This is a genomic window from Frateuria sp. GZRR33 (assembly GCF_051900425.1).
In the GTDB taxonomy this organism is placed as follows: domain Bacteria; phylum Pseudomonadota; class Gammaproteobacteria; order Xanthomonadales; family Rhodanobacteraceae; genus Frateuria_A.
On sequence record NZ_JBHZGK010000001.1, the window covers coordinates 472,806 to 495,699 of the forward strand.

Consider the following 22,894-nt stretch of genomic DNA (forward strand, 5'->3'; position numbering starts at 1 on the left):
TGGGTGCCTCAGGGATTGCACAGATCGCAGCGTGCGGGGTCCGCGACGGGCGCGGCGGCCGCGCGCTCGATCCGGTAAGCGCACCCGGCGCAGGTGACCACCTCGGCGACGGTCACCGCAGTCGGCGAGCCGCACGCTGCGCAGGGCAGGCCCGGTACGCGCTCGCTCACGACAAAGCCGGGGCGCGCGCAGCGGGGGCAACATGAGCGATAGCGACGCAGCAGGTCGACCGTGGCCCGGCGGATGGCGCGCATCCGGGTAGGGTTGCGATGCGCGCGCATGTCCGTTTCCAGATGCGCCGCGCCGCAGCGGGCGATGGCCTCGGCCACCGCGGCATGCAGCTCCAGGACCGTGGCGATGTTCTTGCGCAGCAGCCGCGTGGGCGCCGGCTGGCCACCGATGCTCCCCATCACGATGAGGCCGTGGGACGGAAAGCCGATTCGCGCGGCGAATGCTTCCGCGGCGGCCATCTCCTGGACCTGTGTGTGGGCGAAGTTGGTGCGCGGGGTGAGGTGGTAACCGGTCAACTCCAGCCCGTCGCGCCGATCCACCAGCATCACCAGCTCGCCGTCGACCGGCAGGAACGGCACCTGCGGATGCGGCCCGAAGCTGCCCTCGCTGGCCAGGCCGACCCGCGCCCGCGGCATGCGTTCGAACGCCGCGGCGATCTTGGCGCGAGCCGCGTCCTCCGGCGTGCCGGTGCGCGGGACGTCCCGGCTGAAGGTGCCGAAGCGGTCGGTGTCCAGCCCCGGGGGGATTTGCACCGCCACGCCGAGCGTGCGCTGCAGCAGCGGCGCGATCGCCCGCTCCTTGCCGTGCATGGTGGCGAGTACTGCCGTGATCGGTTCAGCCATCGACGCCGGCGCCTGTGGTGCCCTGCCGGGCCTTGCCGCCGACCGGGCGACGGTACGCCGGGAGCCGCCGCCGCATGCGGGCCAGGTCGTCATGCGAGCCGGTCGCCCAGGCCAGCGGCGCGCCACAGGCGGTCGCGCAGGGCGTGGCCGAGCCCCTGGTCGGGGGGCGGCACCGCGATCAGCACGTCCAGGCGCAGCCGGTCCGCCTCGCGCAGCCGCCGGTACAGCTGCCGCGCCTGCTCATCGGGGGCGCCACCGAGCGCCAGCCAGTGAACCTGCGCAGGCCACGCCGGCGCGCGTGCCGCCGACAGCACGCCGACGCGGGCCTGCTGCGCCAGCCAGCGGTGGACCTCCGCGGCGACCTGGTCCTCCGGCACCAGCACCACGGTCGCCTGGGGGGCGTAATGGACATTCATGCGGCCCGGCACACGGAGCGCCGGGCCGGCTACCGGAGCGAGCGCCTGGCCGGTCACCTGCCGCAGTTCCTCTTCGCCGATCACGCCCGGCCGCAGGATGCGCACGCCGCCGGTCGACACGTCCACGATGGTCGACTCGATGCCGACCTGGCACGGGCCGCCATCGAGCACTACTGCCACTGCATCGCCGAGTTCGTCGCGCACGTCGCTTGCGGTGGTCGGGCTGATCTTCTTGTGGCGGTTGGCCGAAGGCGCGGCGACGCCGCCGCCGAAGGCCTGCAGCACATGGAGCGCCAGCGGATGGGCCGGGACCCGCAAGGCGACCGTATCCAGTCCGCCGGTCACCGCGTCCAGCACGCCGGCCGCGCGCGGCAGCACCAGGGTGAGCGGCCCGGGCCAGAACGCCTCGGCCAGCCGCCACGCGGCGTCGGGCACGCGGGCGGCCCACTGCGGCAACTGGTCGGCACCGTGCAGGTGCACGATCAGTGGATGGTCCGCCGGACGTCCCTTGGCCGCGAAGATCCGCGCCACGGCCGCGGGGTTGCCGGCGTCCGCGCCCAGCCCGTAGACGGTCTCGGTCGGCAGGCCGATCAGCAAGCCCTGACGCAGTGCCGCCACCGCCGCGTCGACGTCGGTCCCGGGCGGCCCTGACGCGCCACCGGTCGTGGCGGATGACGCCGTACTCATGGGGTTGGCTCCCACTGCAACCGTCCGCGGTAGCGCTGCAGCGGACCGTGGCCCTCGCCCATGGCGAACAGGTGGATCCAGCCTTGGTCGACCAGCTGGCGCACCGGCTCATGCCGGGCAATGATCGTGTTGATCGCCTCCAGTGGCGCGTCGATCACCACCGACAGCCGCAACGGTTCGTGCAGCAGGCGCTTGCCGTCATGCAGCGACTGCCACGGCAGGCCGCTGCGCAGGTCGCCGCCGTTGCCCTCGAGCACGCCGAGCCGGCCGACCACGTTGTGCAGCACCTTGTTGCCGCAGCCGAACACCCGGTTGTCGACCACCGAACCGTAGTACTGCAGGTTGATCCAGGCGCCGACCACCATCGGCGCGGTCATGATCGACTCGAGCACGGCGAAGCCTTCGTCCTGGCGCCAGTCGTAGGAGTTGAGGAAGGCGCGTCCGCCCAGGTCGAGTCCCCGGGTGCGGCTGCGCGGGGCGATCACGTAGGCGGCGCAGCCGGCCAGGCCCAGCTCCGGCCGTACCTGGCTCCAGTCGGTGCCGCGTGCCGCCAGGGCGGCCGCGGCGGTGGGAGTCCGCGGCAGGCCCAGCGCGGCGGTGCGCTCCAGCCGGGTCCGTGCGCCGGCCGCGGCGAGCCATTCGTTCAGACGGCCCAGCTCGGCGGCATGGCTGGCGGGGAGCTGTTCCGCGTCGAACACGGTCACCCGGTCGGTGGTGGTGTCGTGCAGCGCGGCGAGAAACCAGGTGTCCGACGGTATGGCGATGCCGCGCCCGGCGAGCGCCTCGCGCACCGGCGGATCGTTCAGCACCGCCGCGGCGATGCGGGCGTTGGCCTGGCCCGGGTGGCCGCCACAGGCGCCGCAGTCCAGGCCGCTGGCGTGCGGGTTGTTGGCCGAGCTGGCGCCGTGGCCGACCAGCAGCACCAGCCGCGCGAAGTCCTGGCGCAGCGACATCGCGCGCAACGCGCCCTCGGCCAGCTGGACCCGGGTGGGCAGGTCGATCCCGCTGGCGTGGCCGTCGATCGATTGCGGCGTGATGTCCGGCGCCAGGCGCGCAAGCACATCCGCCGCCAGTCCCCGCGTGCCCGGTTGCGGCTCGGGCCGACCGAAGCCGAACGCGTGCGCGGCCAGCTTGCCGGCGTACAGCCAGCCCATCGATTCGACGTAGCTGAAGGACGACACCGCGGCGAGTTTGAACCAGCGCCAGGCCGAGCCTATGCGCAGCCGCACGCGCCGCAGCGAGGCGATCGTGCGTGCCTGCTGCGGGCTGGCGCCGCGTACGCTCTGGCGCACGGTGATCGTCGGTGCGATGAGTACGGGGCATTGCGCCCCGCCGCGGCTGCGACCCAGCGGCACGTATTCGATCGGCATGCCGAAGAAGCCGGCGACACCGAACGTCTCCACCTCGTCGGCCACACCTTCCAGTGCGCGGCGGAACACCTCCGAGCGCACGTCGATGCAGAACGCGGCCTGCACCGCAGGGCGGTTCGCCGGCCGGGCGGACGGCACACCGGCCAGGCGCGCGCCGAACTGACGCTGCCAGCCGATCTCGTAGGCATCCTGCAGCAAGGCATCGAGCGCCCGTTCGGCGGATTCCGCCGGCGCGTCGCCGTAGCGTTCGCGCGCCTGCGCCCAGGCCTCCGCGACCGCCGGCCGGGCGGCGAACACCTCCAAGATGGCCACCTCCCAGGCCAGCCGCACGGCCAGCAACTGCAGCAGCGTGCTGTCGCCACGCTGCTGCAGCGCGCTCTGCCAGCCCAGGTAGCGCGCATAACCGGCCCAACCGCCGATGCTCATCAGCAACCGGTGGAAGTAGTTGGCAAGGCCTGCTGCGTCGAGCTGCAGGCGGGCGGCGCCGGCCTGGATCATCGCCTCGGCGGTCGCCGGCAGCGCGCCGACGATGCGGCGAAAACCCGCCAGCCCCATGATCCCCGGCGTACGGTCGACCATCGCCTCCTGTCGCCATGACGCGTACGGGCCCAGGTGCCGCGAGGGCGAAGGCCACAGCGCCTGGCCCTGGTCGAAGTAGCCGGCCGCCCACGTCGCGATGCGCTCGCAGGCCAACCCCGCCCAGTCCCGTCCGGTCGTCTGGCTGGCCGCATCGAGCGCGCTCGCCCAAGGCGCAGGCTCCGCCAAGGGCGCATCCTGCAAGGCGCGATGCAGCGACGGCAGGTCTCGCGGGGCCGGGCTGTTGCGGGGCAGCCGCCGCAGCGCCAGCGCCAGATCCTGCTCGCCGATCCGCCCGTGGGCGACCGCCTCGCGGTAGAACGCGCGTGGCATGGTCATGCGGGCACCCGCCGTCCCCGCCATAAGCCCCGCCGCCTCGGTGAAGCTGCGGTCGGTCAGGCCCAGGAACGGGTTCACCGCCACGAAGTGCGCCAGTGGCCACAGTGGCGCGATGCGCTGGCATGCCTGCGTGGCCGCATCCAGGGCGGCGCAGGATTCGTGCCCGGGGACCGGCGCGTCCGTGTCGTCGAGTTGCAGTGCAATGGCATTCATCGGGCGGCCTCAGGCGACAGTGGAGGGGTGGCCGGCGGGCTCACGGCGGCGCAATGCGCCGATCAGCCGGTCGGCCCAGGCGTTGACGTACAACCCGTTGGCCAGGTGCACGCGGGCGATGCGCCAGGCCGGCCGCTGCATCCAGCGCGGCGCCAGCGCCTGCAGCAGGCTGACCAGCGCGAACGAGCCGACCGCCAGCCCCATCACCCAGCGACCGGTCCGGTCCGGCGCGGGGATTGGCGGCAGGGTGGCCGCGGTCAGGCCCACGGCGCCGCGTTCCAGGGCGAAATAGGCGACCGTGGTGATGCCCGCCAGCAGCAGCGTGCGAAGCACCAGGCGCGCGTCCGTGGCGCCCTGCCAGGCGGGCGCCAGCAGCAGGCTGGTGCCCATCACCAGGATCGCGCCGAGGCTCAGCACCGCCGGCTGCGGATCGGCGAACACCCCGAACAGCCATCCGGTGACCAGGTAGATCGCCAGCGCCAGCACCAGGCTGATCAGCGCCGAGCGCAGCCGCGGCCGGTGCGGCATCGGCACGGCGTTGGTCTCGATCACGCTGCCGGAGGACAGGAACGCGTGCGCCTTGTACAGCGAGTGGGCGAGCAGGTGCAGCAGCGCGATGGCGAAGGCACCGAGCCCGCACTGCAGCGTCATGAACCCCATCTGCGCCACCGTCGACCACGCCAGTGCGCCCTTGACCGTGGTCTGGGTCAGCATCACCACGCCGCCGAACAGCGCGGTGAAGCCGCCGACCAGCGCGATGAAGTGCAGCGAGGGCATCGACAGCAGCATGACGTCGGCGAAGCGGATCATCAGGAAACCGCCGGCGTTGATGATCCCGGCGTGCAGCAAGGCCGAGACCGGGGTGGGCGTGTCCATCACTTCAGGCAGCCAGCCGTGCGCCGGAAACTGCGCCGACTTCATCAGTGCCGCCATGCCGAGCAGCGCCACCACCGCGGTCGTTGCTGTCCCCGTCGCCGCCACCGGCAGGGCGTGCGCACGTGCCAGGAGGGTGGCGATGTCGGTGCTGCCGAACAGGTGCGCCAGCAACACCGCCGCGCTGACCAGGCACACATCGCCCAGCCGTGCGGCGATGAACTTCTTGCGCGCGGCGATGCGCGCGGCAGGGCGGTCGCGGTAGAACAGCAGCATGCCATGCAACGACAGGCTGGTGGCGCTCCACGCCACCACCAGCTGGGCCAGGTTGCCGGCCAGCACCAGCAGCATCACCGCGGCGAGGGTCCGGCACAGGCCGCGGACGAATTCGCCCTGGCGAGGGTCGCCGTCGAGGTAGTTGCGGCTGTATTGGACGACGATCACGCCGACGAAGGCGACCAGCACGAACATGCTGCAGCTGATCGCGTCCAGGCGTACCGACAGGCCGATGCCCGCGGCGCCCAGCAGCGGGCTGGTGGTGGCGCCCTGGACCGCGGTGACGACCGCCGCCAGCACCGCCCACAGCAGTGCCGCCGCGCTCGTCAGCCGACTGGCCGCAAGCGCCCGCGTGGCTGGCCGGTCGCCGTCACGCACCGGGAGCCGCCATGCGAGCAACAGCCCCGCGGGGGCGAGCAACGCCAGGGTCGCAAGGAAGGGGGGCATCGGGTTCTCCGCGGCTGTCAAAACGGCGCGAAGGCTACGGCACGCGGATCATTCTATAAAATACAATTAAACGAATTGATCAATATATGGATTAGAACGATGGCCGCGTTGAACTACAACCACCTGCGTTACTTCTGGGAAGTCGCCCGCGAAGGCAACCTCACCCGTACCGCCGAAAAACTGCTGGTCTCGCAGTCGGCGTTGTCGATCCAGATCCGCAAGCTGGAGACGCAACTGGGCCATGACCTGTTCGAGCGCAGCGGCCGGCAGTTGCTGCTGACCGAGGCCGGCCAGATCGCCTTCGACCATGCCGAGGCCATCTTCGCCGGGGGCGCCGAGTTGCTGGCGACGCTCAAGCATCGGCCGGACGGGCATCGCTCGATCCTGCGCGTGGGTGCGCTGGCGACCCTGTCGCGCAACTTCCAGATCGGCTTCCTGCGCCCGCTGCTGGCGCGGCCGGACGTGGAGGTCATCGTGCGCTCCGGGACCACCGCCTTTCTGCTGCAGGGGCTGGAGGCGCACCGGCTGGACGTGGTGCTGGTCAACGTCGCGCCGCCGCGTGACGCGGCCACCTCGTGGGTGGCGCACGAGATCGCCGAGCAGCCGGTCAGCCTGATCGGCACGCCCGCGCGCATTGGCAAGGGCGACACGCTTGCCGGCCTGCTTGCCAGTCAGCCGCTGGTGCTGCCGACCATGGAGAGCAGCGTGCGGGTCGGCTTCGAGGCGCTGGTCGATCGTTTGGGGGTGCAGGTCAAAGTCGCGGCCGAAGTCGACGACATGGCGATGATGCGACTGCTCGCGCGCGAGGACATCGGCCTGGCGGTGGTGCCGCCGATCGTGGTCAAGGACGAGCTGGCCAATGGCCGGCTGGTCGAGGCCCGGCAACTGCCGCAACTGAGCGAGACCTTTTTCGCGGTGACGATGAAGCGGCGCTTCCCCAACCCGCTGCTGCGCGAGCTGATCGGCCCGCGCACGGCGATGGAGCTGACCGAGTAGGCCGTGTCGGGCTGCCGCGACGAACCGCTCGCACGGCCCATTCCGGTGGCACACGCGCCTCCGGCAGGTGCCCTGATGGCACCTGCCGGAGGAAGGCTTCGACCGAGCCGATGTCAGCGGTCGCAGGCTAGCTGACGGCCCGGGCGGGCGTGTGATGCCGCAGGTGGCTGTCTTCAGCACTCCAGCCAGCGGGCGAGCTGGGCGGAATCGCGAAGGTTCCCGAACGGCACCACCGGCGCCGGTGGCTCGGCGGGCTGCTGCAAGGTCTTCTGCCAGACCCCGACATCCCACCAGCGACCGAGCTTGTAGCCGCTCTGCCGCCACACGCCCGCGGGCGTGAAACCCATCGTTTCGTGCAGGCGCACGCTCGGCTCGCCAGGCAGGGTGATCACCCCGACTGCCTGGTTGATGCCCTGCAGGCGCATCACCTCCAGCAGCACGCCGTACAGGCGCCGGGCCAGCCCCGCACGCTGTGCGTCGGCGCGCACGTAGATCGAGGTCTCCGCGATCCAGTCGTAGGCGGCGCGCTCGCGGAAGCGGCTGGCATAGGCGTAGGCGAGGATCTCGCCATCGTGTTCCCACACCAGCCACGGGTAGTGCGCCAGCCGCGCGGCAATGCGGTCGGCCATCGCTGGCACGCCGGGCAGGGCGGTCTCGAACGTGGCGACGCCCCCGGTGACCGAGGGCGCGTAGATGGCATGGATCGCCGCGGCGTCGTCGGGACGGGCAACGCGGATCATGGCGTTAGAGCTCGCGCAGGTAGTAGCGGTCGCAGCCGTGGTGGCCGGTACCGCCCATCGCCTGGCAGATCGGCGCGAAGCCGCTGCGCCGGTAGAGCGCCTGTGCCGCATCCATGCCGGTCAGGGTTTCGAGGTAGCAGCGGCGGTAGCCCAGTGCGCGTGCCGCGTCGAGGCAGCGCTCCATCATCGCCGTGCCGGCACCGATGCCGCGCGCCTCGGGCAGGAAATACATCTTGCGCAGTTCGCACACGTCCGGCTCGCCGCCGTCCAGCGGCGCCACGCCGGCACCGCCGATCACCACGCCACCGCGCTCCACCACGAAGTAGGCGCGGCCGGGCTGCGCGTAGGCTTCAGCCATGTGGTCGACCTCGACGTCATGGATGGCGAAGCCGGGGCCGTCGGCGCCGAATTCGGGCATCACCTTGCGGATGATCGCGGCCACGACGATATCGTCGCGCGGTTCGATGGGGCGGATCAGGAAGCTGGCAGTCATCGGTCGAAGTTTGGTTGCTGGGTTTTCAGGCCGCCGTGCGCGCGCGGGTGACGCGGCTGGCGGTGTCCTTGTGCAGTTGGGCGGCGAGCCAGGCGCCGGTGGCGATGAGCAGGTCCAGGTCGACGCCGGTCTGAAGGCCCATGCCCTGGAGCATGTAGACCACGTCCTCGCTCGCCACGTTGCCGGTGGCGCCCTTGGCGTACGGACAGCCGCCGGTGCCGGAGACGGCACTGTCGACCACCCGCACACCTTCCTCCAGGCACGCCAGGATATTCGCCAGGGCCTGGCCGTAGGTGTCGTGGAAGTGCACCGCCAGCGCCTGCACCGGCACGGCCTGCGCCACCGCGCGCAGCATCGCGCGCGCCTTCACCGGCGTGCCGACGCCGATCGTGTCGCCCAGTGAGACCTCGTAGCAACCCAGCGCATGCAGCCGCTCGGCCACACGCACCACGTCGGCGACGGCCACCTCGCCCTGGTACGGGCAGCCGAGCACGGTGGAGACGTAGCCACGTACCGCCACGCCGTCCGCCCTGGCGCGTTCGACCACCGGCACGAAGCGCTCGATCGATTCATCGATCGACGCATTGACGTTCTTGCGGTTGAACGCCTCGCTGGCGGCGGTGAACACGGCGATCTCCTGCACGCCGACCGCCCGCGCCCGCTCGTAGCCCTGCATGTTGGGCACCAGCACCGGATAGCGCACGCCGGGCACCTTGCGGATGCCGGTGAAGACCTCCGCGGCGTCGGCCAGTTGCGGTACCCACTTGGGGCTGACGAAGCTGGTCGCCTCGATGGTGGTCAGGCCAGTGGAGGACAGCCGGTCGATCAGCGCGATCTTCACCGCTGCCGGCAACAGGGTCTTTTCGTTCTGCAGCCCGTCGCGCGCGCCCACTTCGACGATGCGGACGGTATCGGATGGGGACGTCATGGCAGCTCCGGGGGACGCGGAATCGCCACTTTAGCCGGTCCGGACCGGCCATGGTCCCGGGCGGGCGCAAAGGTGCCCGGCAGGCTGGCTTTACCACGGGCGCGTCCGTATAATCGCCGGTTCGATCCACACGGACGGGTCGTGAACCGATATCGGCAGGACGGAAAGCGTGGCTTGTCAGGCCACCGCCGAATCAGTCAGAAACCGGGCAATCAAGCCCACCCAGGAGCATTCCCATGCCCAAGATCAAGACCAACCGGGCGGCCGCGAAGCGTTTTCGCAAGACCGCCTCGGGCAAGTTCAAGGCCGGTCACGCCTTCAAGTCGCACATCCTGACCAAGAAGTCGACCAAGCGTAAGCGCAACCTGCGCGCCACCAACCACGTCAAGGCGTGCGACACCAAGGGTGTGGCTCGCATGTTGCCGTACGTCTAAGGGGAGAACACCATGGCTCGTGTAAAGCGTGGCGTTACCGCCCGTCGTCGTCACAAGAAGATCATCGGCCGCGCGAAGGGTTACTACAACGCCCGTCGCAAGGTCTTCCGCGTAGCAAACCAGGCCGTCATCAAGGCCGGCCAGTACGCCTACATCGGCCGCAAGCAGCGCAAGCGCCAGTTCCGCGCGCTGTGGATCGTGCGTATCAATGCCGCCGCCCGTCAGTTCGGCCTGTCCTACAGCCGCCTGATCAATGGCCTTTCCAAGGCCGGCATCACGATCGACCGCAAGGTGCTGGCGGACATCGCCGTGCACGACATCAAGGCGTTTGGCGCCATCGCGGAAAAGGCGAAGGCCAGCCTGGCCGCTTGATCGTCGTCACCGACGGTATGCTGTAAATCAAGCGGGGAGAAGGCCAACGCCTTCTCCCCGTTTTTATTTCAATTACGTGCTCTTGTGCGTTCGCTTCCTCTCCCTTCCGGGGAGAGGATTGAGGTGAGGGGGACAAGGCTTGCCTTGGGCTCCATCAAAGCCGCTTTGATCGCGGCAACAGCGCAAGAGCGGCCCCTCACCCCAACCCTCTCCCCGGAGGGGAGAGGGAGCTAGAAGCCAAAGCGGAAACCGCACCGATGGACGATCTGGAAAGCCGCGCAACCAAGGCCCTGGCCGATATCGAAAGCGTCGCCTCGCTCGACGCGCTGGAAGCCCTGCGCGTGGGCCTGCTCGGCAAGAGCGGTATCGTCACCGCCGCCCTGAAGTCGCTGGGCGCGCTCGCCCCGGACGAGCGCAAGGCCCGCGGCGCCGAGGTCAACCGCGTCAAGGAGCGCTTGGCCGATGCGCTGTCGGTGCGCAAGCAGGCACTGGAACAGGCCGAACTCGACCGCCGGCTGGCGTCCGAAAAGCTCGACATCACCCTGCCGGGCCGCGACGGCGAGCGTGGCGGCATCCACCCGATCACCCGTGCGCTGGAGCGCATCGCCGCGATCTTCTCGCGCCTGGGTTATCAGCGCGCCGAAGGCCCCGAGATCGAGGACGACTGGCACAATTTCGAGGCGCTGAACTTCCCGCCGCACCACCCGGCGCGCGCCATGCACGACACCTTCTACTTCGGCGACGGGCGCCTGCTGCGCACGCACACCTCGCCGGTGCAGATCCGCTCGATGGCCGGCCGCCAGCCGCCGATCCGCATCATCGCGCCGGGCAAGGTCTACCGCAGCGACTCGGACCAGACCCACTCGCCGATGTTTCACCAGATCGAGGGCCTGCTGGTCGACGAGACCTCCAGCTTCGCCGACCTGAAGGGCACGCTGGCCGAGTTCGTGCGTGCGTTCTTCGAGCGCGACTTCGAGATGCGCTTCCGCCCCAGCTATTTCCCGTTCACCGAACCCTCGGCCGAGGTGGATATCCGCTGGGAAACGGAGGACGGCCAGAGCCGCTGGCTGGAAGTGCTCGGCTGCGGCATGGTCCACCCGAACGTGTTGACCAACTGCGGCATCGATCCGGAGCGCTACACCGGCTTCGCCTTCGGTCTGGGCGTCGAGCGCTTTGCCATGCTGCGCTACGGCGTCTCGGACCTGCGCGCGTTCTTCGAGAACGACCTGCGCTTCCTCAAGCAGTTCGCGTAAGGAAACCCGATGAAATTCTCCGAGAACTGGCTGCGCGAGTTGGTCGAGATCCAGGCCGACCGCTCCGAGCTGGCCCATGCGCTGACCATGGCCGGGCTGGAAGTGGAAGAACTGAGCGTGCTGGGCGAGGGTCTCGCCGGCGTGGTGGTGGGCGAGATCGTCGCCGCGGAGAAGCATCCCGAAGCCGATCGCCTGAAGATCTGCAAGGTCGCGGCCGGGCAGGGCGAGCCGCTGCAGATCGTCTGCGGCGCCCCCAATGCGCGCGTAGGGCTGAAGGCCCCGCTGGCCATGATCGGCGCCGTGCTGCCCGGTGACATCACGATCAAGGCCGCCAAGCTGCGCGGCGTGGAATCGGCAGGCATGCTGTGCTCGGCCAGGGAGCTCGGCATCGACGCCGATGCTTCCGGCCTGATGGAGCTGCCGGCCGACGCGCCGGTCGGCCAGCCGCTGGCGCAGTTCCTGGCCCTGCCGGACGCCAGCATCGAGCTCAAGCTCACCCCGAACCGCCCCGATTGCCTGGGGCTGGTCGGCCTGGCGCACGACGTGGCGGCGCTGTTCGGCAGCCGCGTGCTGGTGCCGGTGCAGGATCCGGCGCCGGTCACCTCCGATGCGCGCCGCGGCATTCGCCTGGAAGCAGGCAAGGATGCGCCGCGCTATCTCGGCCGGATCATCGAAGGCATCGACGCGGCCGCGCGCTCGCCGCTGTGGCTGGCTGAGCGCCTTCGCCGCGCGGGCCTGCGCCCGATCAGCGCGGTGGTCGACGTGACCAACTACGTGATGCTGGAGCTGGGCCAGCCGCTGCACGCCTTCGACAACGACACGCTCGAGGGCGACATCGTGGTGCGCCACGCGCGGCCGGGCGAAACGCTGAAGCTGCTCGACGGCAGCGACGCGAAGCTCGACGGGGGCTTCGTGGTGATCGCCGACGACCGCAAGGCGCTGGCCGTGGCCGGCGTGATGGGCGGCCACGATTCCCGCGTCACCGATGCCACCGGCACCATCTTCCTGGAATCGGCGCATTTCGCGCCGGCGGCCATCATGGGCCGCGCGCGCAAGCTCGGCCTGCACACCGACGCCTCGCACCGCTTCGAACGGGGCGTCGATCCGGAGCTGCCGCGCCGCGCGCTCGAGCGTGCCACCGAGCTGCTTCTTTCCATTGCCGGCGGCAAGGCCGGCCCGGTGCTGGTCGCCGTGAACCCGGCTGACCTGCCGCAGCCCGCCACGGTGATCCTGCGTCGATCGCGCCTGGCGCGCGTGCTGGGCCTCGTCGTGCCGGATGAGGAAGTCACGCGGATCTTCACCGCGCTGGGCATGGCGGTGCACCCGACCGCCGAGGGCTGGCAGGTGACCGCGCCGACCAGCCGCTTCGATATCGAGCGCGAAGAGGACCTGATCGAGGAGGTCGCACGCGTCTTCGGCTATGACCGCATCCCCACGCATACCCCCGCTGGTGCGCTCACCCTCGCTCCCGAGCCCGAGGCGCGCATCGGCGAACTTCCGCTGCGCGAACAACTCGCCGCACGCGACTATTACGAGGCGGTCAACCTTTCGTTCGTCAGCGCCGAATTGCTGGCCCGATGGGGCCACACGGAAAACCTCGTGCCGCTGGCCAACCCGCTCTCGGCGGACCTGGCGGTCATGCGGCCTTCGCTGCTGCCCGGGCTGGTCGAGGCGCTGCGCCACAACCGTGCGCGCCAGCAGGAGCGGGTGCGGCTGTTCGAAGTGGCGCGCGTCTTCGCCGCCGGCGATCCGCCGCTGGAAACCCCGAGCCTGGCCATCGCCGCCTGTGGCGGCGCGCACGCCGAACAATGGGCGCAGCCGGCGCGAACGTACGATTTCTTCGACCTCAAGGGCGACCTCGACGCGCTGCTGGCCTGGGGCGGACAGCCCGAACGCTGGTCGCTTCACGCCGACGATCTGCCGTCCTGGCTGCATCCGGGTCGTGGCGCCCGTGTCGCGCGCGACGGTGAGACGGTGGGCTACCTCGGCGCCCTGCACCCGCAATTGGCCAAGGCACTGGACCTCGGTCCCGACGTGCACGTTCTGGAAGTGGCCCTGGCGCCGCTGCTGGACCGCGATCTGCCGCGAGCGCGCCCCGTGCCGCGTTTCCCCTCCGTGCGCCGCGATATCGCCGTCGAGGCGCCCGAAGAGGTGCGCTGGTCACAGATCGACCAGGCCGTCCGCGGCACGCTGGGCAGCCTCCTCAAGGAGCTCAGGCTGTTCGACCGTTACAGCGGCAAGGGTGTCGATATAGGCCGAAAGAGTCTCGCTATGGGCTTGATTTTGCAGGACGCTTCACGCACGCTTACCGACGACGACGCGGACCGCTGCGTGCGTGATGCGGTGGCTGCGTTGGAAACGACATGCAAGGCAAAGTTGCGAGGTTGAGATGGCGCTGACCAAGGCGGAGATGGCCGAGCGCCTGTTCCTCGAGGTGGGCCTCAACAAGCGTGAGGCAAAGGAATTCGTGGACGCCTATTTCGAGGTCGTCCGCGAAGCATTGGAAAGGGGCGAGCAGGTGAAGCTGTCCGGCTTCGGCAACTTCGACCTGCGTCAGAAGAACCAGCGACCGGGTCGCAACCCCAAGACGGGCGAGGAGATTCCGATCTCCGCCCGCCGCGTGGTGACGTTCCGTCCGGGGCAGAAACTCAAGGTGCGAGTCGAGAGCTATGCTGGACCAAGGGAATAACACCGAGCTGCCCGCCATCCCGGCCAAGCGCTACTTCACCATCGGTGAAGTCAGCGAGCTGTGCGGGGTCAAGCCGCATGTGCTGCGCTACTGGGAGCAGGAATTTCCTGCGCTCAACCCGGTCAAGCGCCGCGGCAACCGTCGCTACTACCAGCGCCACGACGTGCTGATGATCCGCCAGATCCGCGGCCTGCTGTACGACGAAGGCTTCACCATCACCGGCGCCCGTGCCCGGCTGGAAGGTCCGCAGGCGCGCATGGAGTCGAGCATGTCCCACCAGATCGTGCGCCAGGTGCGCATGGAACTGGAAGAAATTCTGACCCTGCTGCGCCGCTGAAACATCCGCATCTGCTATAGTTCGCCGTCTGTTCACCGCGAACGCGGCGGACACACGAGTCACGTCGGGGCGTAGCGCAGCCTGGTAGCGCATCTGCCTGGGGGGCAGAGGGTCGTCGGTTCGAATCCGGCCGCCCCGACCAATTCGGTAATCAAGGAAAAAAACGGCGCCTCCGGCGCCGTTTTTGTTTCGCCGGGCGTCGTTCAGGCTGCGCATGCGCTGAAGCCGAAGCTCCCACGGGCAGGACCCCGGTGGCCAGCGTCACGCGTTACCGCAACCTCACCCCAACCCTTGCCCGGGTAGCAGGCTCAAGCCACAAGCTGCACCCCTGGTGCTGGCGACAGGCGGGTGAGGCTAGGGGCGGAGGGCGGCAGCCGGAGCACCGCTCCGGCTGCAACGAAGCGAGGCCAGGCCGCCTCAATACAGCACGCGGGTCTTCAACGTGCCCGGAATCGCCGCCATCCGCTCCTTCAGCGCCTGCGCTTGCGCCGCGTCCGTCGCGACATCGATGACGACATAGCCGACCTCCGAATCGGTCTGCAGGAACTGCGCGTCGATGTTGATGTTGCCGGCCGAGAACAACTCGTTGATGCGCGACAACGTGCCCGGCACGTTGCGGTGGATGTGCAGCAGACGGCGGCTGCGCGGATGCTCCGGCAACGACACTTCCGGGAAATTCACCGCCGAGAGCGTCGAGCCGTTGTCGCTGTAACGCACCAGCTTGCTCGCCACTTCGATGCCGATATTGTCCTGCGCCTCGAGCGTGCTGCCGCCGATGTGCGGGGTGAGGATCACGTTGTCCATGCCCACCAGCGGCGACACGAAGGCATCGTCGTTGCCCTTGGGTTCGGACGGAAAGACGTCTACCGCCGCGCCGGCCAGGTGACCCTTGAACAGTGCCGCGGCCAGCGCGTCGATGTCCACCACGCTGCCGCGCGAGGCGTTGACGAGCAGCGATCCCTGGCGCATCCGCGCCAGTTGCCCGGCGCCGATCATCATCCGCGTCGCCGGCGTGTCGGGCACGTGCAGCGTCACCACGTCCGCCGCCTCGAGCAGGTCATCCAGGCTCGCTGCGGCGCGCGCGTTGCCCAGCGCGAGCTTGGCCTCGATGTCGTGGAACAGCACGCGCATGCCCATGCTTTCGGCCAGCACGCCCACCTGCGTGCCGATGTGGCCGTAGCCCACGATGCCGAGCACCTTGCCGCGCGCCTCGTAGCTGCCGGTGGCGGACTTCGACCAGCCGCCGCGATGGCACTGCATGTTCTTCTGCGGGATGCCGCGCAGCAGCATGATGGCCTCGGCCACGACCAGCTCGGCCACGCTGCGGGTGTTGGAATAGGGTGCGTTGAAGACCGGCACGCCCAGCCGGCGCGCGGCGCCCAGGTCCACCTGGTTGGTGCCGATGCAGAAGCAGCCCACCGCGATCAGGCGCCGGGCGTGTTCCAGCAGCTCGGGCGTGAGCTGGGTACGCGAGCGGATGCCGACGATATGCGCTTCGGCCAGGCGCGCCTTGAGCTCGGCCTCCGGGAGCGCCTTCTGATGAACCTCCACCTGCGTGTAACCGGCGTGGCGGAAGGTGTCCTCCGCGCTGCGGCTCACGCCTTCGAGCAGCAGCACGTGAATGTCCTGCCGGGGGAACGAGGTCTTCATCGGTGCAAGTCCATGCCGGGGCGAGCGGCTACTATGCCAGAGCTCCCGTGCTTTTGCGGCACTGCAGCACTGGACCGCGCCGTACCCGCTCTGGCAGGCTGGCGGCTCCCCCCCGGAGCCGCCATGACCGACCCCCGCCTCGCCGAACTGACTGCCCGCGTCCCCTCGCTGCGCCTGCTCACCGAACTGGCCGACCTGATCCACTACGGCCGCGACTGGACCCGCCGCTGGGGTCCCGCGCCACTGGCCGTGGCCTTGCCGGGCACGGTCGGGGAGGTCCAGGCCATCGTGCGCTGGGCCAACGAGCGACAGGTCGCGCTGGTGCCCTCGGGCGGCCGAACCGGCCTGTCCGGCGGCGCGGTGGCGGCCCGCGGCGAACTGGTGCTCAGCCTGGAGCGGATGAATCGGGTGCTGGGCTTCGACGCGACCGACCGCCTGCTCGACGTCGAGGCTGGCATCACCCTGCAGGCCGTGCACGATGCGGCGCGTTCGCACGGCTTGCTCTATCCGGTGGATTTCGCCGCGCGGGGCTCGTGCACGATCGGCGGCAACGTCGCCACCAACGCGGGCGGCATCCGCGTGGTCCGCCACGGCACCACCCGCGAGTGGATCGGCGGGCTGACGGTGGTCGCCGGCAACGGCGAGTTGCTGGAACTCAACCGCGGCCTGGTGAAGAACTCCAGCGGCTACGACCTGCGCCATCTGATGATCGGTTCGGAGGGCACGCTGGGCGTGGTGGTCGGCGCGCAGCTCAAGCTCACCGATGCGCCCCCGCCGGCGCAGACCATGCTGCTGGCGCTGCCGCACATGGACGCGCTGATGCAGGTGTTCGCGCTGTTCCGTTCGCAGCTGAAGCTGCAGGCATTCGAGTTCTTCACCGACGTCGCGCTGAAGCACGTGCTGGCGCACGGAGCGCAGCGCGCGATCGACGCCAACCAGCCGTACTACGTGGTGACCGAATACGACGCGCTGGACGAGAGCGACGAGCAGGCGGCACTGCTGGCGTTCGAGGACGGCGTGCGCGAGGGCTGGATCAGCGACGGGGTGATCGCGCAGAGCGAGTCGCAGGCGGCCACGCTCTGGCGGCTGCGCGAAGGCATCACCGAGAGCCTGGCGCCATGCAAGCCGTACAAGAACGACATCGCCCTTCGCATCGGCGCCATGCCGGCGTTCCTGCGCGAGATGCAGGCATTGCTGGCGCAGGAATATCCGCAGATGGAGGTGGTCTGGTTCGGCCACATCGGCGACGGCAACCTGCACATCAACGTGCTGCCGCCAGAGGACATGCAGGAGGCCGAATTCATCGCCCATTGCGAGCGGGTGACCCGCCTGCTGGCCGACACCCTGCAGCGCCATGGCGGCAGCATTTCGGCCGAGCACGGCATCGGCCTGGTCAAGCGGGCGTACCTGGGAAGCACCCGCAGCCCGGCGGAGATTGCCCTGATGCAAGGGGTGCGCAGGGTGTTCGATCCCAACGGCATCCTCAATCCGGGCAAGCTGTTCGAATAGGTCCCCGGCTCCTACAAAGGACGCGGCGGGTGCTAGCCTTGATCGCTTCCCACCCCACGGAGAACCAGGCATGACCGAGGAACGCCGCGCGTTGTATCCGGAGATCGAACCCTACGACAGCGGCATGCTGCCGGTATCCGGGCTGCACACGATCTACTACGAGCAGAGCGGCAATCCCGACGGCAAGCCGGTCGTGTTCCTGCATGGCGGCCCCGGCGCCGGCGCGAGCCCACGTTGCCGCCGCTTCTTCGATCCGGCGGCCTACCGCATCATCCTGTTCGACCAGCGCGGCTGCGGGCGCTCGACGCCGCACGCCGAGCTCACCGATAACACCACCTGGGATCTGGTCGCCGACATCGAGCGGCTGCGCGAGCACCTGGGGATCGCGCGCTGGCAGGTGTTTGGCGGTTCCTGGGGCTCGACCCTGGCGCTGGCCTACGCGCAGACGCACCCGGACAAGGTGACCGAGCTGGTCCTGCGCGGCATTTTCATGCTCCGCCGGTGGGAGCTGGAATGGTTCTACCAGAAGGGTTGCGACGCGCTGTATCCGGATGCCTGGGAGCCGTACCTGGCCGCGATTCCGGAAGCCGAGCGCGGCGACCTGATGAGCGCCTACCACCGCCGCCTCACCAGCCCGGATGCTTCGACCCGGCTGGAGGCTGCGCGGGCATGGTCGACCTGGGAGGCCGGCACCAGTTTCCTGTTCCAGGACCCGGGCTACATCGCCAGCAGCGGCGAGGACGAGTTCGCGCTGGCGTTCGCGCGGATCGAGTGCCACTACTTCGTGCACGGCGGCTTCTTCGAGCATGACGACCAGCTGCTGCGCAACGTCGAGCGCATCCGCCGCATCCCTACGGTGATCGTGCAGGGCCGGTACGACGTGGTGTGCCCCATCCGCAGCGCATGGGACCTGCACCGCGCCTGGCCGGAAGCGGACCTGCGCATCGTGCAGGACGCGGGACACTCGGCATTCGAGCCGGGCATCACGCACGAGCTGATCGAAGCGACCGATCGCTTCAAGGGCTGAGCGCTGCGTCCTGCGCGATCTCCCCTGCGCGGCGAGAGACCGGGGCTCGTCATGCGCCGGCGAAGAAGTGGGGATGCGATTGCCAGCTCGCCGGTAATGCCCGGCGGGGATGCCGGTTCCTGCGGAGTCCTCAACCGGGCAGTTGCCTGGTCCCGAAGATCTTGTCTCCCGCGTCCCCCAGCCCGGGCAGGATGTAGCCCTTGTCGTTGAGCCGCTGGTCGATCGAGGCGGTGTAGATCTCCACGTCGGGGTGCGCCGCTGCGATGCGCCCCAGCCCCTCGGGCGCGGCGACCAGGAACAACCCCTTGATGCGCCGGCAACCGGCCGCCTTGAGCATGTCCACCGTCGCCACCAGCGTGCCGGCGGTTGCCAGCATCGGATCGACGATCAACGCGGTGCGCTCGTGCATGCTGCCGCTGAGTTTCTCGTAGTACGGGACGGGCGCCAGCGTGGCCTCGTCGCGCTGCACGCCGACCACGCTCACCTTGGCCGAGGGGATCAGGTCCAGCACGCCTGGCAGCATGCCCAGCCCCGCGCGCAGGATCGGCACGATGGTGACCTTCTTGCCCTTGATGCGCTCCACCGTCACCGGGCCGGCCCAGCCCTCGATGGTGTCCTCGAGCGTGTCCATATCCTTGGTCGCCTCGTAGGTGAGCAGGGCGGCGACCTCGGAGGCGAGCTCACGGAATTCCTTGGTGCTGATGCCGGCGCGGCGCATCAGGCCGAGCTTGTGGCGGATCAGCGGATGGCGGACTTCGGTCACGGGCATGGCGGGTTCCCGGTCAGGTTCGCGAATCCCCCAACCTGCCGAGGCGTCACTCCCGCAAAAGCGGCATGACCCCCGAGGGCTGGCGGCCTTTTGGTCATTCGTGCGCGGTCGTCCGTGCACGAAAAAGGGCGCGCCGTTACCGACGCGCCCTTCGTTGCAGCTAGCTCAGGCCGCCTCGGCGGTCTGCTTGCGCGGGCCCTTCAGCAGCGCCTGGCGCACGTGGTCGACGACCAGGTCGACTTCGGCGCTGGTGACGTTGAAGTGCGGGGTGAAGCGCAGCGAATTGGCGCCGCCGTGGATCACGCCCACGCCGTGCTCGCGCATGTACTCCTCGGTGGAGTTGCTGCCGTAGCACTTGAACTGCGGCGCCAGTTCGCAGGAGAACAGCAGGCCCGTGCCCTGCACCTTGGTGATCAGCCCGCCCAGTTCGTCCTTGAGCTTGTTGAGCTTGGCCACGAACTCCTCGCCGCGGGCCTTGATGTTGGCGCGCACCGCGTCGGTGAGCAGCTCCATCGTGGCGAGCGCGACGTCCAGCGCGCGCGGGTTGGTGGTCATGGTGTTGCCGTAGATGCCCTTGCGGTACAGGCCGGCGGTGTGGTCGCTCACCGCCAGCACCGACAGCGGATACTGGCCGGCATTGAGCGCCTTGGAGAAGGTCTCCATGTCCGGCGCCGGCAGGTTCTCGAAGCCGGGGTAGTCGATGATCGACAGCACGCCGTGCGCGCGCAGGCCCGCCTGGATCGAGTCGACCAGCAGCAGGGTGCCGTGCGCCTCGGTCAGTTCGCGTGCGGCCTTGTAGAACTCCGGCGTCACGGCGCGGCCCGGGTCGCCTTCGCCCATCACCGGCTCCAGGAACATCGCCTCGATGAACCAGCCGTGCTTGTCGGCATCGGCGAATGCGGCCTTCAGCTGCTCCACGTCGTAGGGCGCCACCGTGATCAGCGTGTCCTCGTGGCGGTAGCTGGCCAGGTGTTGCTGGTAGGTCTTGCGGCTGGAATCGGAGTACAGCGCAGGCTTGTCGGTGCGGCCGTGGAAGGCGCCACGCACGGACAGGCGCTTGATCGTGCGATTGGCGTAACGACCGCCCGCATCGGTCATCAGCTTGGCGTTGACGTCGGCGATGCGGCAGGCCAGGCCGACAGCTTCGGAGCCGGAGTTCAGGCACAGGTAGTGCTTGTACGGATTGGCACCGCGGCTGCGGCCCAGCTCCTGGTCCATCGCGCGGGTGAAGCGCAGCTGCGAGACGCTCGGCGACATCACGTTGGCCATCACCTGCGGCCGGGACAGCGCCTCCAGGATGGCCGGCTGGTTGTGGCCGAAGCCGAGCATGCCGTAGCCGCCATTGTCGTGCAGCACGGCGCCCTTGAGCGTCACGATCCACGGGCCGCGCGCGGCGGCCGGCAGGTACGGATTGATCGCGTCGTCCGGGTAGAAATTGACGTAGCCGGCCTGGGCCTGGGCCAGCTGCTCGGACTCGTCCAGCTTGAGGAAATCGCCAAGCTCCGCGCGCAGTTCGCGATGTCGGGCCAGGGCCTCGCCGACCGCCTGCACCAGTTCGGGGGCGCTGGCCGCCATGCGCTCGATGCTGGCGTCGTCCAGGCCAACGGTCCGCGGCTTGCCGCCGAATTCGCGCATCTCGCGCAGCTGATCGATCACACCCATGGCAGTCCTCCTCGTGGCCGGCGGGCGCCCGATGGCGCCGCCGGCGGTGATTGCGGGCACGCGCGACTTGAGGCGCATGCGGTTGTGCGGACCCGTCTTTTCGCCGTGAAAAGCGCGCGTGACAGGCCGGGGATAGACCCAAGGATACCGTGCGCCCGGCTCCGCCGTAACCCCGCATGACGGCTGTCACCAGCGCCGGCTGACGTCGACCAGTGTCCGCAAGGCCTTGCCATGCCTAATGTTTGCGTCCATACCAAGGAGGCACCATGGACATGTCCGCCATCCCGGCCGCGCGCCTGCGCGGCGCGGTCAAGCGCTACGGCGCGCTCACCGCCGTCGACGGCCTGGACCTTGCGTTGCACCGCGGCGAGCTGCTTGCCCTGCTCGGCCCCAATGGCGCCGGCAAGTCCTCCGCGATCGGCCTGCTGCTGGGGCTGCATCGGGCGGACGCGGGTGACGTGGAGCTGTTCGGGCTGGATCCGCAGCGCATCGAGGCGCGCCGGCGGATCGGCGTGATGCTGCAAAGCGCCACGCTGCCGCCGACGCTGCGCGTGCGCGAGTTGCTGCGCCTGACCGCCAGCTACTACGCCAATCCGCGCGTGCTGCAGGAATCGGCCGAACTGGCCGCGGTCGAAGACCTGGTCGACCGCCCCTACGGCAAGCTCTCCGGCGGCCAGCAGCGGCGCGTACAGTTCGCGCTGGCGCTGTGCGGGCGTCCGCAACTGCTGTTCCTGGACGAACCGACCGTCGGCATGGACATCCAGGCGCGCCAGGCGCTGTGGGCGGCGATCCGCCGGCTGGTCGGCGAAGGCTGCTCGGTGCTGCTGACCACGCACTACCTGGAAGAGGCCGAGGCGCTGGCCGATCGCGTCTGCGTGATGACCCGCGGCCGCGCCATCCACGAAGGCACGGTCGACGAGCTGCGCGCCCGCGTGGGCGTCAAGCGCATTCGCTGCATCAGCACGCTGCTGCCCGAAACGGTGGCCGACTGGCCCGAGGTGGTGGAGGTGCGCATGGAAGGCGGTCGCCTGCAGCTGACCACCGCCGAGGCCGAAGTGGTGGTTCTGCGCCTGCTGCAGAACGACGCCTGGCTGCGCGAGCTGGAAGTGCAGCGCGCGGGCCTGGCCGAAGCCTTCACCGAACTCACCCGCGATGCCGACACATCGTCCAGCGACCAGCGAGAGGCAGCCTGACATGAACACGCTTTCCCTGGACCCGACCGCCGACAACGACGCGATGCCCGCCGGACGCGTGTTCGGCGCCTACCTGGCCGAGGCGCGCAGCGAGTGCCTGCGCTATCTGCGCGCGCCGAGCTTCATGCTGCCGATCACCCTGTTCCCGGGCATGTTCTACCTGGTGTTCGGGGTGCTGATGGCCAGGGGCGAGGGCACCGACGCGGCGCGCTACCTGCTGGCCAGCTACGCCACCTTCGGCGTGATGAGCCCGGGCCTGTTCGGCTTCGGCGTGTCGCTGGCGCTGGAGCGCGATGGCGGCCTGCTCACGCTCAAGCGCGCGTTGCCGATGCCGCCGGGCGCCTACCTGCTGGGCAAGATGCTGATGGCGATGGCCGCGGCGGCGTTCGTGGTGCTGCTCCTGCTGGGGCTTTCCCAGGTCGCGCACGTGTCGCTGTCGCCCACGCAGGTCGCGGCACTGCTGGCGACCGGCGTGCTCGGTGTGCTGCCGTTCTGCGCGCTGGGCATGTTCATCGGCACGCTGGTCAAGGGGCAGGGCGGCCCGGGCGTGCTCAACCTGATCTACCTGCCGATGGCGTTCCTGTCCGGCCTGTGGTTCCCGCTGCCGATGCTGCCCAAGGTGCTGCAGCAGGTCGCGCCGCTGTGGCCGAGCTACCACCTCGATCGCCTCGCGCTGGCCGCTGTGGGCATGCGCCAGGACGCGCTGGCCGGGCACGTGCTGGTGCTGCTCGGCTTCACCGTCGCGTTCCTGTTGCTCGCGGCGCGCCGGCTGCGCCGCTTCGGTTGAAGTA

21 protein-coding genes and 1 tRNA gene are annotated in these 22,894 nt (G+C 69.6%); 12 read left to right on the forward strand and 10 right to left on the reverse strand.

The window, feature by feature from the left end; genetic code table 11:
* Positions 1 to 8 precede the first annotated feature (8 nt).
* The 4 genes from ACFWZU_RS02190 to ACFWZU_RS02205 are packed head-to-tail and all read right to left on the reverse strand — an operon-like array spanning position 9 to position 6,051.
* On the reverse strand, positions 9 to 947 hold the full coding sequence (locus ACFWZU_RS02190) for a DUF6671 family protein (protein WP_439699761.1): 939 nt from the start codon (positions 945 to 947) through the stop codon (positions 9 to 11).
* Positions 944 to 1,957 (reverse strand): L-threonylcarbamoyladenylate synthase, encoded by a 1,014-nt coding sequence (locus tag ACFWZU_RS02195; RefSeq protein WP_439699762.1) that lies wholly within the window; start codon positions 1,955 to 1,957, stop codon positions 944 to 946. Before ACFWZU_RS02195 ends, ACFWZU_RS02190 begins: the two co-directional genes overlap by 4 nt.
* Positions 1,954 to 4,455, reverse strand: coding sequence for a YbcC family protein (locus ACFWZU_RS02200; RefSeq protein ID WP_439699763.1), 2,502 nt, complete (start codon positions 4,453 to 4,455; stop codon positions 1,954 to 1,956). Before ACFWZU_RS02200 ends, ACFWZU_RS02195 begins: the two co-directional genes overlap by 4 nt.
* A 9-nt stretch (positions 4,456 to 4,464) precedes the next feature.
* Positions 4,465 to 6,051 carry a proton-conducting transporter transmembrane domain-containing protein gene (locus tag ACFWZU_RS02205; RefSeq protein WP_439699764.1) on the reverse strand — a complete coding sequence of 529 codons (1,587 nt, stop codon included), beginning with the start codon at positions 6,049 to 6,051 and terminating at the stop codon, positions 4,465 to 4,467.
* Between the two features lie 99 nt (positions 6,052 to 6,150).
* Between ACFWZU_RS02205 and ACFWZU_RS02210 the strand changes: the two genes are divergently transcribed.
* Complete coding sequence (locus ACFWZU_RS02210) at positions 6,151 to 7,047, forward strand: LysR family transcriptional regulator (protein ID WP_439699765.1); 897 nt, start codon at positions 6,151 to 6,153, stop codon at positions 7,045 to 7,047.
* 173 nt (positions 7,048 to 7,220) lie between these two features.
* On the opposite strand, the gene ACFWZU_RS02215 is transcribed toward ACFWZU_RS02210, so the two are convergent.
* From ACFWZU_RS02215 to ACFWZU_RS02225, 3 genes are read right to left on the reverse strand one after another with little or no spacing between them, the layout of a single operon-like run.
* A complete protein-coding gene (locus tag ACFWZU_RS02215; RefSeq protein ID WP_439699766.1) occupies positions 7,221 to 7,787 on the reverse strand; it encodes a GNAT family N-acetyltransferase in 567 nt (188 codons plus the stop codon).
* Positions 7,788 to 7,791: 4 nt separating this feature from the next.
* Positions 7,792 to 8,280 carry a GNAT family N-acetyltransferase gene (locus ACFWZU_RS02220; RefSeq protein ID WP_439699767.1) on the reverse strand — a complete coding sequence of 163 codons (489 nt, stop codon included), beginning with the start codon at positions 8,278 to 8,280 and terminating at the stop codon, positions 7,792 to 7,794.
* A gap of 25 nt (positions 8,281 to 8,305) precedes the next feature.
* Positions 8,306 to 9,208, reverse strand: a complete 903-nt coding sequence (locus tag ACFWZU_RS02225) for a hydroxymethylglutaryl-CoA lyase (protein ID WP_439699768.1) — start codon at positions 9,206 to 9,208, stop codon at positions 8,306 to 8,308.
* A 236-nt stretch (positions 9,209 to 9,444) separates the two neighbouring features.
* Between ACFWZU_RS02225 and rpmI the strand changes: the two genes are divergently transcribed.
* The 7 genes from rpmI to ACFWZU_RS02260 all read left to right on the forward strand — a co-directional run bounded on the left by rpmI (position 9,445) and on the right by ACFWZU_RS02260 (position 14,435).
* Positions 9,445 to 9,642, forward strand: a complete 198-nt coding sequence (gene rpmI, locus ACFWZU_RS02230; protein WP_026635107.1) for a 50S ribosomal protein L35 — start codon at positions 9,445 to 9,447, stop codon at positions 9,640 to 9,642.
* 12 nt (positions 9,643 to 9,654) lie between these two features.
* Positions 9,655 to 10,014: a 50S ribosomal protein L20 gene (gene rplT, locus ACFWZU_RS02235; protein ID WP_091333679.1), complete on the forward strand. Its 360-nt coding sequence runs from the start codon at positions 9,655 to 9,657 to the stop codon at positions 10,012 to 10,014.
* Positions 10,015 to 10,271: 257 nt separating this feature from the next.
* Positions 10,272 to 11,267, forward strand: a complete 996-nt coding sequence (pheS, locus tag ACFWZU_RS02240) for a phenylalanine--tRNA ligase subunit alpha (RefSeq protein ID WP_439699769.1) — start codon at positions 10,272 to 10,274, stop codon at positions 11,265 to 11,267.
* A gap of 9 nt (positions 11,268 to 11,276) precedes the next feature.
* A complete protein-coding gene (gene pheT / locus ACFWZU_RS02245; RefSeq protein WP_439699770.1) occupies positions 11,277 to 13,655 on the forward strand; it encodes a phenylalanine--tRNA ligase subunit beta in 2,379 nt (792 codons plus the stop codon).
* Between the two features lies 1 nt (position 13,656).
* A complete protein-coding gene (gene ihfA / locus ACFWZU_RS02250; RefSeq protein WP_091333672.1) occupies positions 13,657 to 13,956 on the forward strand; it encodes an integration host factor subunit alpha in 300 nt (99 codons plus the stop codon).
* Positions 13,937 to 14,293: a MerR family transcriptional regulator gene (locus ACFWZU_RS02255; protein WP_209618439.1), complete on the forward strand. Its 357-nt coding sequence runs from the start codon at positions 13,937 to 13,939 to the stop codon at positions 14,291 to 14,293. Before ihfA ends, ACFWZU_RS02255 begins: the two co-directional genes overlap by 20 nt.
* Positions 14,294 to 14,358: 65 nt before the next feature.
* Positions 14,359 to 14,435 (forward strand) — tRNA-Pro (locus ACFWZU_RS02260).
* 275 nt (positions 14,436 to 14,710) lie between these two features.
* Here ACFWZU_RS02260 and serA read toward each other — a convergent pair.
* Entirely contained in the window at positions 14,711 to 15,943 is a 1,233-nt protein-coding gene (gene serA, locus ACFWZU_RS02265; RefSeq protein ID WP_439699771.1) for a phosphoglycerate dehydrogenase, read from the reverse strand.
* 123 nt (positions 15,944 to 16,066) lie between these two features.
* On the opposite strand from serA, the gene ACFWZU_RS02270 reads away from it, so the two are divergent.
* Together ACFWZU_RS02270 and pip are read left to right on the forward strand one after the other, a co-directional pair.
* Entirely contained in the window at positions 16,067 to 17,452 is a 1,386-nt protein-coding gene (locus ACFWZU_RS02270) for an FAD-binding oxidoreductase (RefSeq protein WP_439699772.1), read from the forward strand.
* 70 nt (positions 17,453 to 17,522) lie between these two features.
* Positions 17,523 to 18,479 carry a prolyl aminopeptidase gene (gene pip, locus ACFWZU_RS02275; protein ID WP_439699773.1) on the forward strand — a complete coding sequence of 319 codons (957 nt, stop codon included), beginning with the start codon at positions 17,523 to 17,525 and terminating at the stop codon, positions 18,477 to 18,479.
* 130 nt (positions 18,480 to 18,609) lie between these two features.
* Here the strand turns inward: pip and upp are convergent, their stop codons facing one another.
* Positions 18,610 to 19,248, reverse strand: a complete 639-nt coding sequence (gene upp / locus ACFWZU_RS02280) for a uracil phosphoribosyltransferase (RefSeq protein ID WP_439699774.1) — start codon at positions 19,246 to 19,248, stop codon at positions 18,610 to 18,612.
* Between the two features lie 165 nt (positions 19,249 to 19,413).
* Positions 19,414 to 20,910: an aminotransferase class III-fold pyridoxal phosphate-dependent enzyme gene (locus ACFWZU_RS02285; protein ID WP_439699775.1), complete on the reverse strand. Its 1,497-nt coding sequence runs from the start codon at positions 20,908 to 20,910 to the stop codon at positions 19,414 to 19,416.
* 266 nt (positions 20,911 to 21,176) lie between these two features.
* Here ACFWZU_RS02285 and ACFWZU_RS02290 point away from each other — a divergent pair, with 266 nt between their 5' ends.
* Together ACFWZU_RS02290 and ACFWZU_RS02295 are read left to right on the forward strand one after the other, a co-directional pair.
* Positions 21,177 to 22,103, forward strand: coding sequence for an ATP-binding cassette domain-containing protein (locus ACFWZU_RS02290; protein ID WP_439699776.1), 927 nt, complete (start codon positions 21,177 to 21,179; stop codon positions 22,101 to 22,103).
* A gap of 1 nt (position 22,104) precedes the next feature.
* Positions 22,105 to 22,890 (forward strand): ABC transporter permease, encoded by a 786-nt coding sequence (locus ACFWZU_RS02295; RefSeq protein ID WP_439699777.1) that lies wholly within the window; start codon positions 22,105 to 22,107, stop codon positions 22,888 to 22,890.
* Positions 22,891 to 22,894: the final 4 nt, after the last annotated feature.

What these genes read in the sequence shown, in the direction of transcription:
- ACFWZU_RS02255 (WP_209618439.1), top strand. Translation starts at nt 13,937, where the DNA reads ATGCTGGACCAAGGGAATAACACCGAGCTGCCCGCCATCCCGGCCAAG.
- ACFWZU_RS02195 (WP_439699762.1), bottom strand. Translation starts at nt 1,957, where the DNA reads ATGAGTACGGCGTCATCCGCCACGACCGGTGGCGCGTCAGGGCCGCCC.
- ACFWZU_RS02225 (WP_439699768.1), bottom strand. Translation starts at nt 9,208, where the DNA reads ATGACGTCCCCATCCGATACCGTCCGCATCGTCGAAGTGGGCGCGCGC.
- ACFWZU_RS02295 (WP_439699777.1), top strand. Translation starts at nt 22,105, where the DNA reads ATGAACACGCTTTCCCTGGACCCGACCGCCGACAACGACGCGATGCCC.
- rplT (WP_091333679.1), top strand. Translation starts at nt 9,655, where the DNA reads ATGGCTCGTGTAAAGCGTGGCGTTACCGCCCGTCGTCGTCACAAGAAG.
- ACFWZU_RS02290 (WP_439699776.1), top strand. Translation starts at nt 21,177, where the DNA reads ATGGACATGTCCGCCATCCCGGCCGCGCGCCTGCGCGGCGCGGTCAAG.
- pheT (WP_439699770.1), top strand. Translation starts at nt 11,277, where the DNA reads ATGAAATTCTCCGAGAACTGGCTGCGCGAGTTGGTCGAGATCCAGGCC.
- pheS (WP_439699769.1), top strand. Translation starts at nt 10,272, where the DNA reads ATGGACGATCTGGAAAGCCGCGCAACCAAGGCCCTGGCCGATATCGAA.
- ACFWZU_RS02220 (WP_439699767.1), bottom strand. Translation starts at nt 8,280, where the DNA reads ATGACTGCCAGCTTCCTGATCCGCCCCATCGAACCGCGCGACGATATC.
- rpmI (WP_026635107.1), top strand. Translation starts at nt 9,445, where the DNA reads ATGCCCAAGATCAAGACCAACCGGGCGGCCGCGAAGCGTTTTCGCAAG.
- ACFWZU_RS02285 (WP_439699775.1), bottom strand. Translation starts at nt 20,910, where the DNA reads ATGGGTGTGATCGATCAGCTGCGCGAGATGCGCGAATTCGGCGGCAAG.
- upp (WP_439699774.1), bottom strand. Translation starts at nt 19,248, where the DNA reads ATGCCCGTGACCGAAGTCCGCCATCCGCTGATCCGCCACAAGCTCGGC.
- ACFWZU_RS02270 (WP_439699772.1), top strand. Translation starts at nt 16,067, where the DNA reads ATGACCGACCCCCGCCTCGCCGAACTGACTGCCCGCGTCCCCTCGCTG.
- ACFWZU_RS02205 (WP_439699764.1), bottom strand. Translation starts at nt 6,051, where the DNA reads ATGCCCCCCTTCCTTGCGACCCTGGCGTTGCTCGCCCCCGCGGGGCTG.
- pip (WP_439699773.1), top strand. Translation starts at nt 17,523, where the DNA reads ATGACCGAGGAACGCCGCGCGTTGTATCCGGAGATCGAACCCTACGAC.
- serA (WP_439699771.1), bottom strand. Translation starts at nt 15,943, where the DNA reads ATGAAGACCTCGTTCCCCCGGCAGGACATTCACGTGCTGCTGCTCGAA.
- ACFWZU_RS02190 (WP_439699761.1), bottom strand. Translation starts at nt 947, where the DNA reads ATGACGACCTGGCCCGCATGCGGCGGCGGCTCCCGGCGTACCGTCGCC.
- ACFWZU_RS02200 (WP_439699763.1), bottom strand. Translation starts at nt 4,455, where the DNA reads ATGAATGCCATTGCACTGCAACTCGACGACACGGACGCGCCGGTCCCC.
- ACFWZU_RS02210 (WP_439699765.1), top strand. Translation starts at nt 6,151, where the DNA reads ATGGCCGCGTTGAACTACAACCACCTGCGTTACTTCTGGGAAGTCGCC.
- ACFWZU_RS02215 (WP_439699766.1), bottom strand. Translation starts at nt 7,787, where the DNA reads ATGATCCGCGTTGCCCGTCCCGACGACGCCGCGGCGATCCATGCCATC.
- ihfA (WP_091333672.1), top strand. Translation starts at nt 13,657, where the DNA reads ATGGCGCTGACCAAGGCGGAGATGGCCGAGCGCCTGTTCCTCGAGGTG.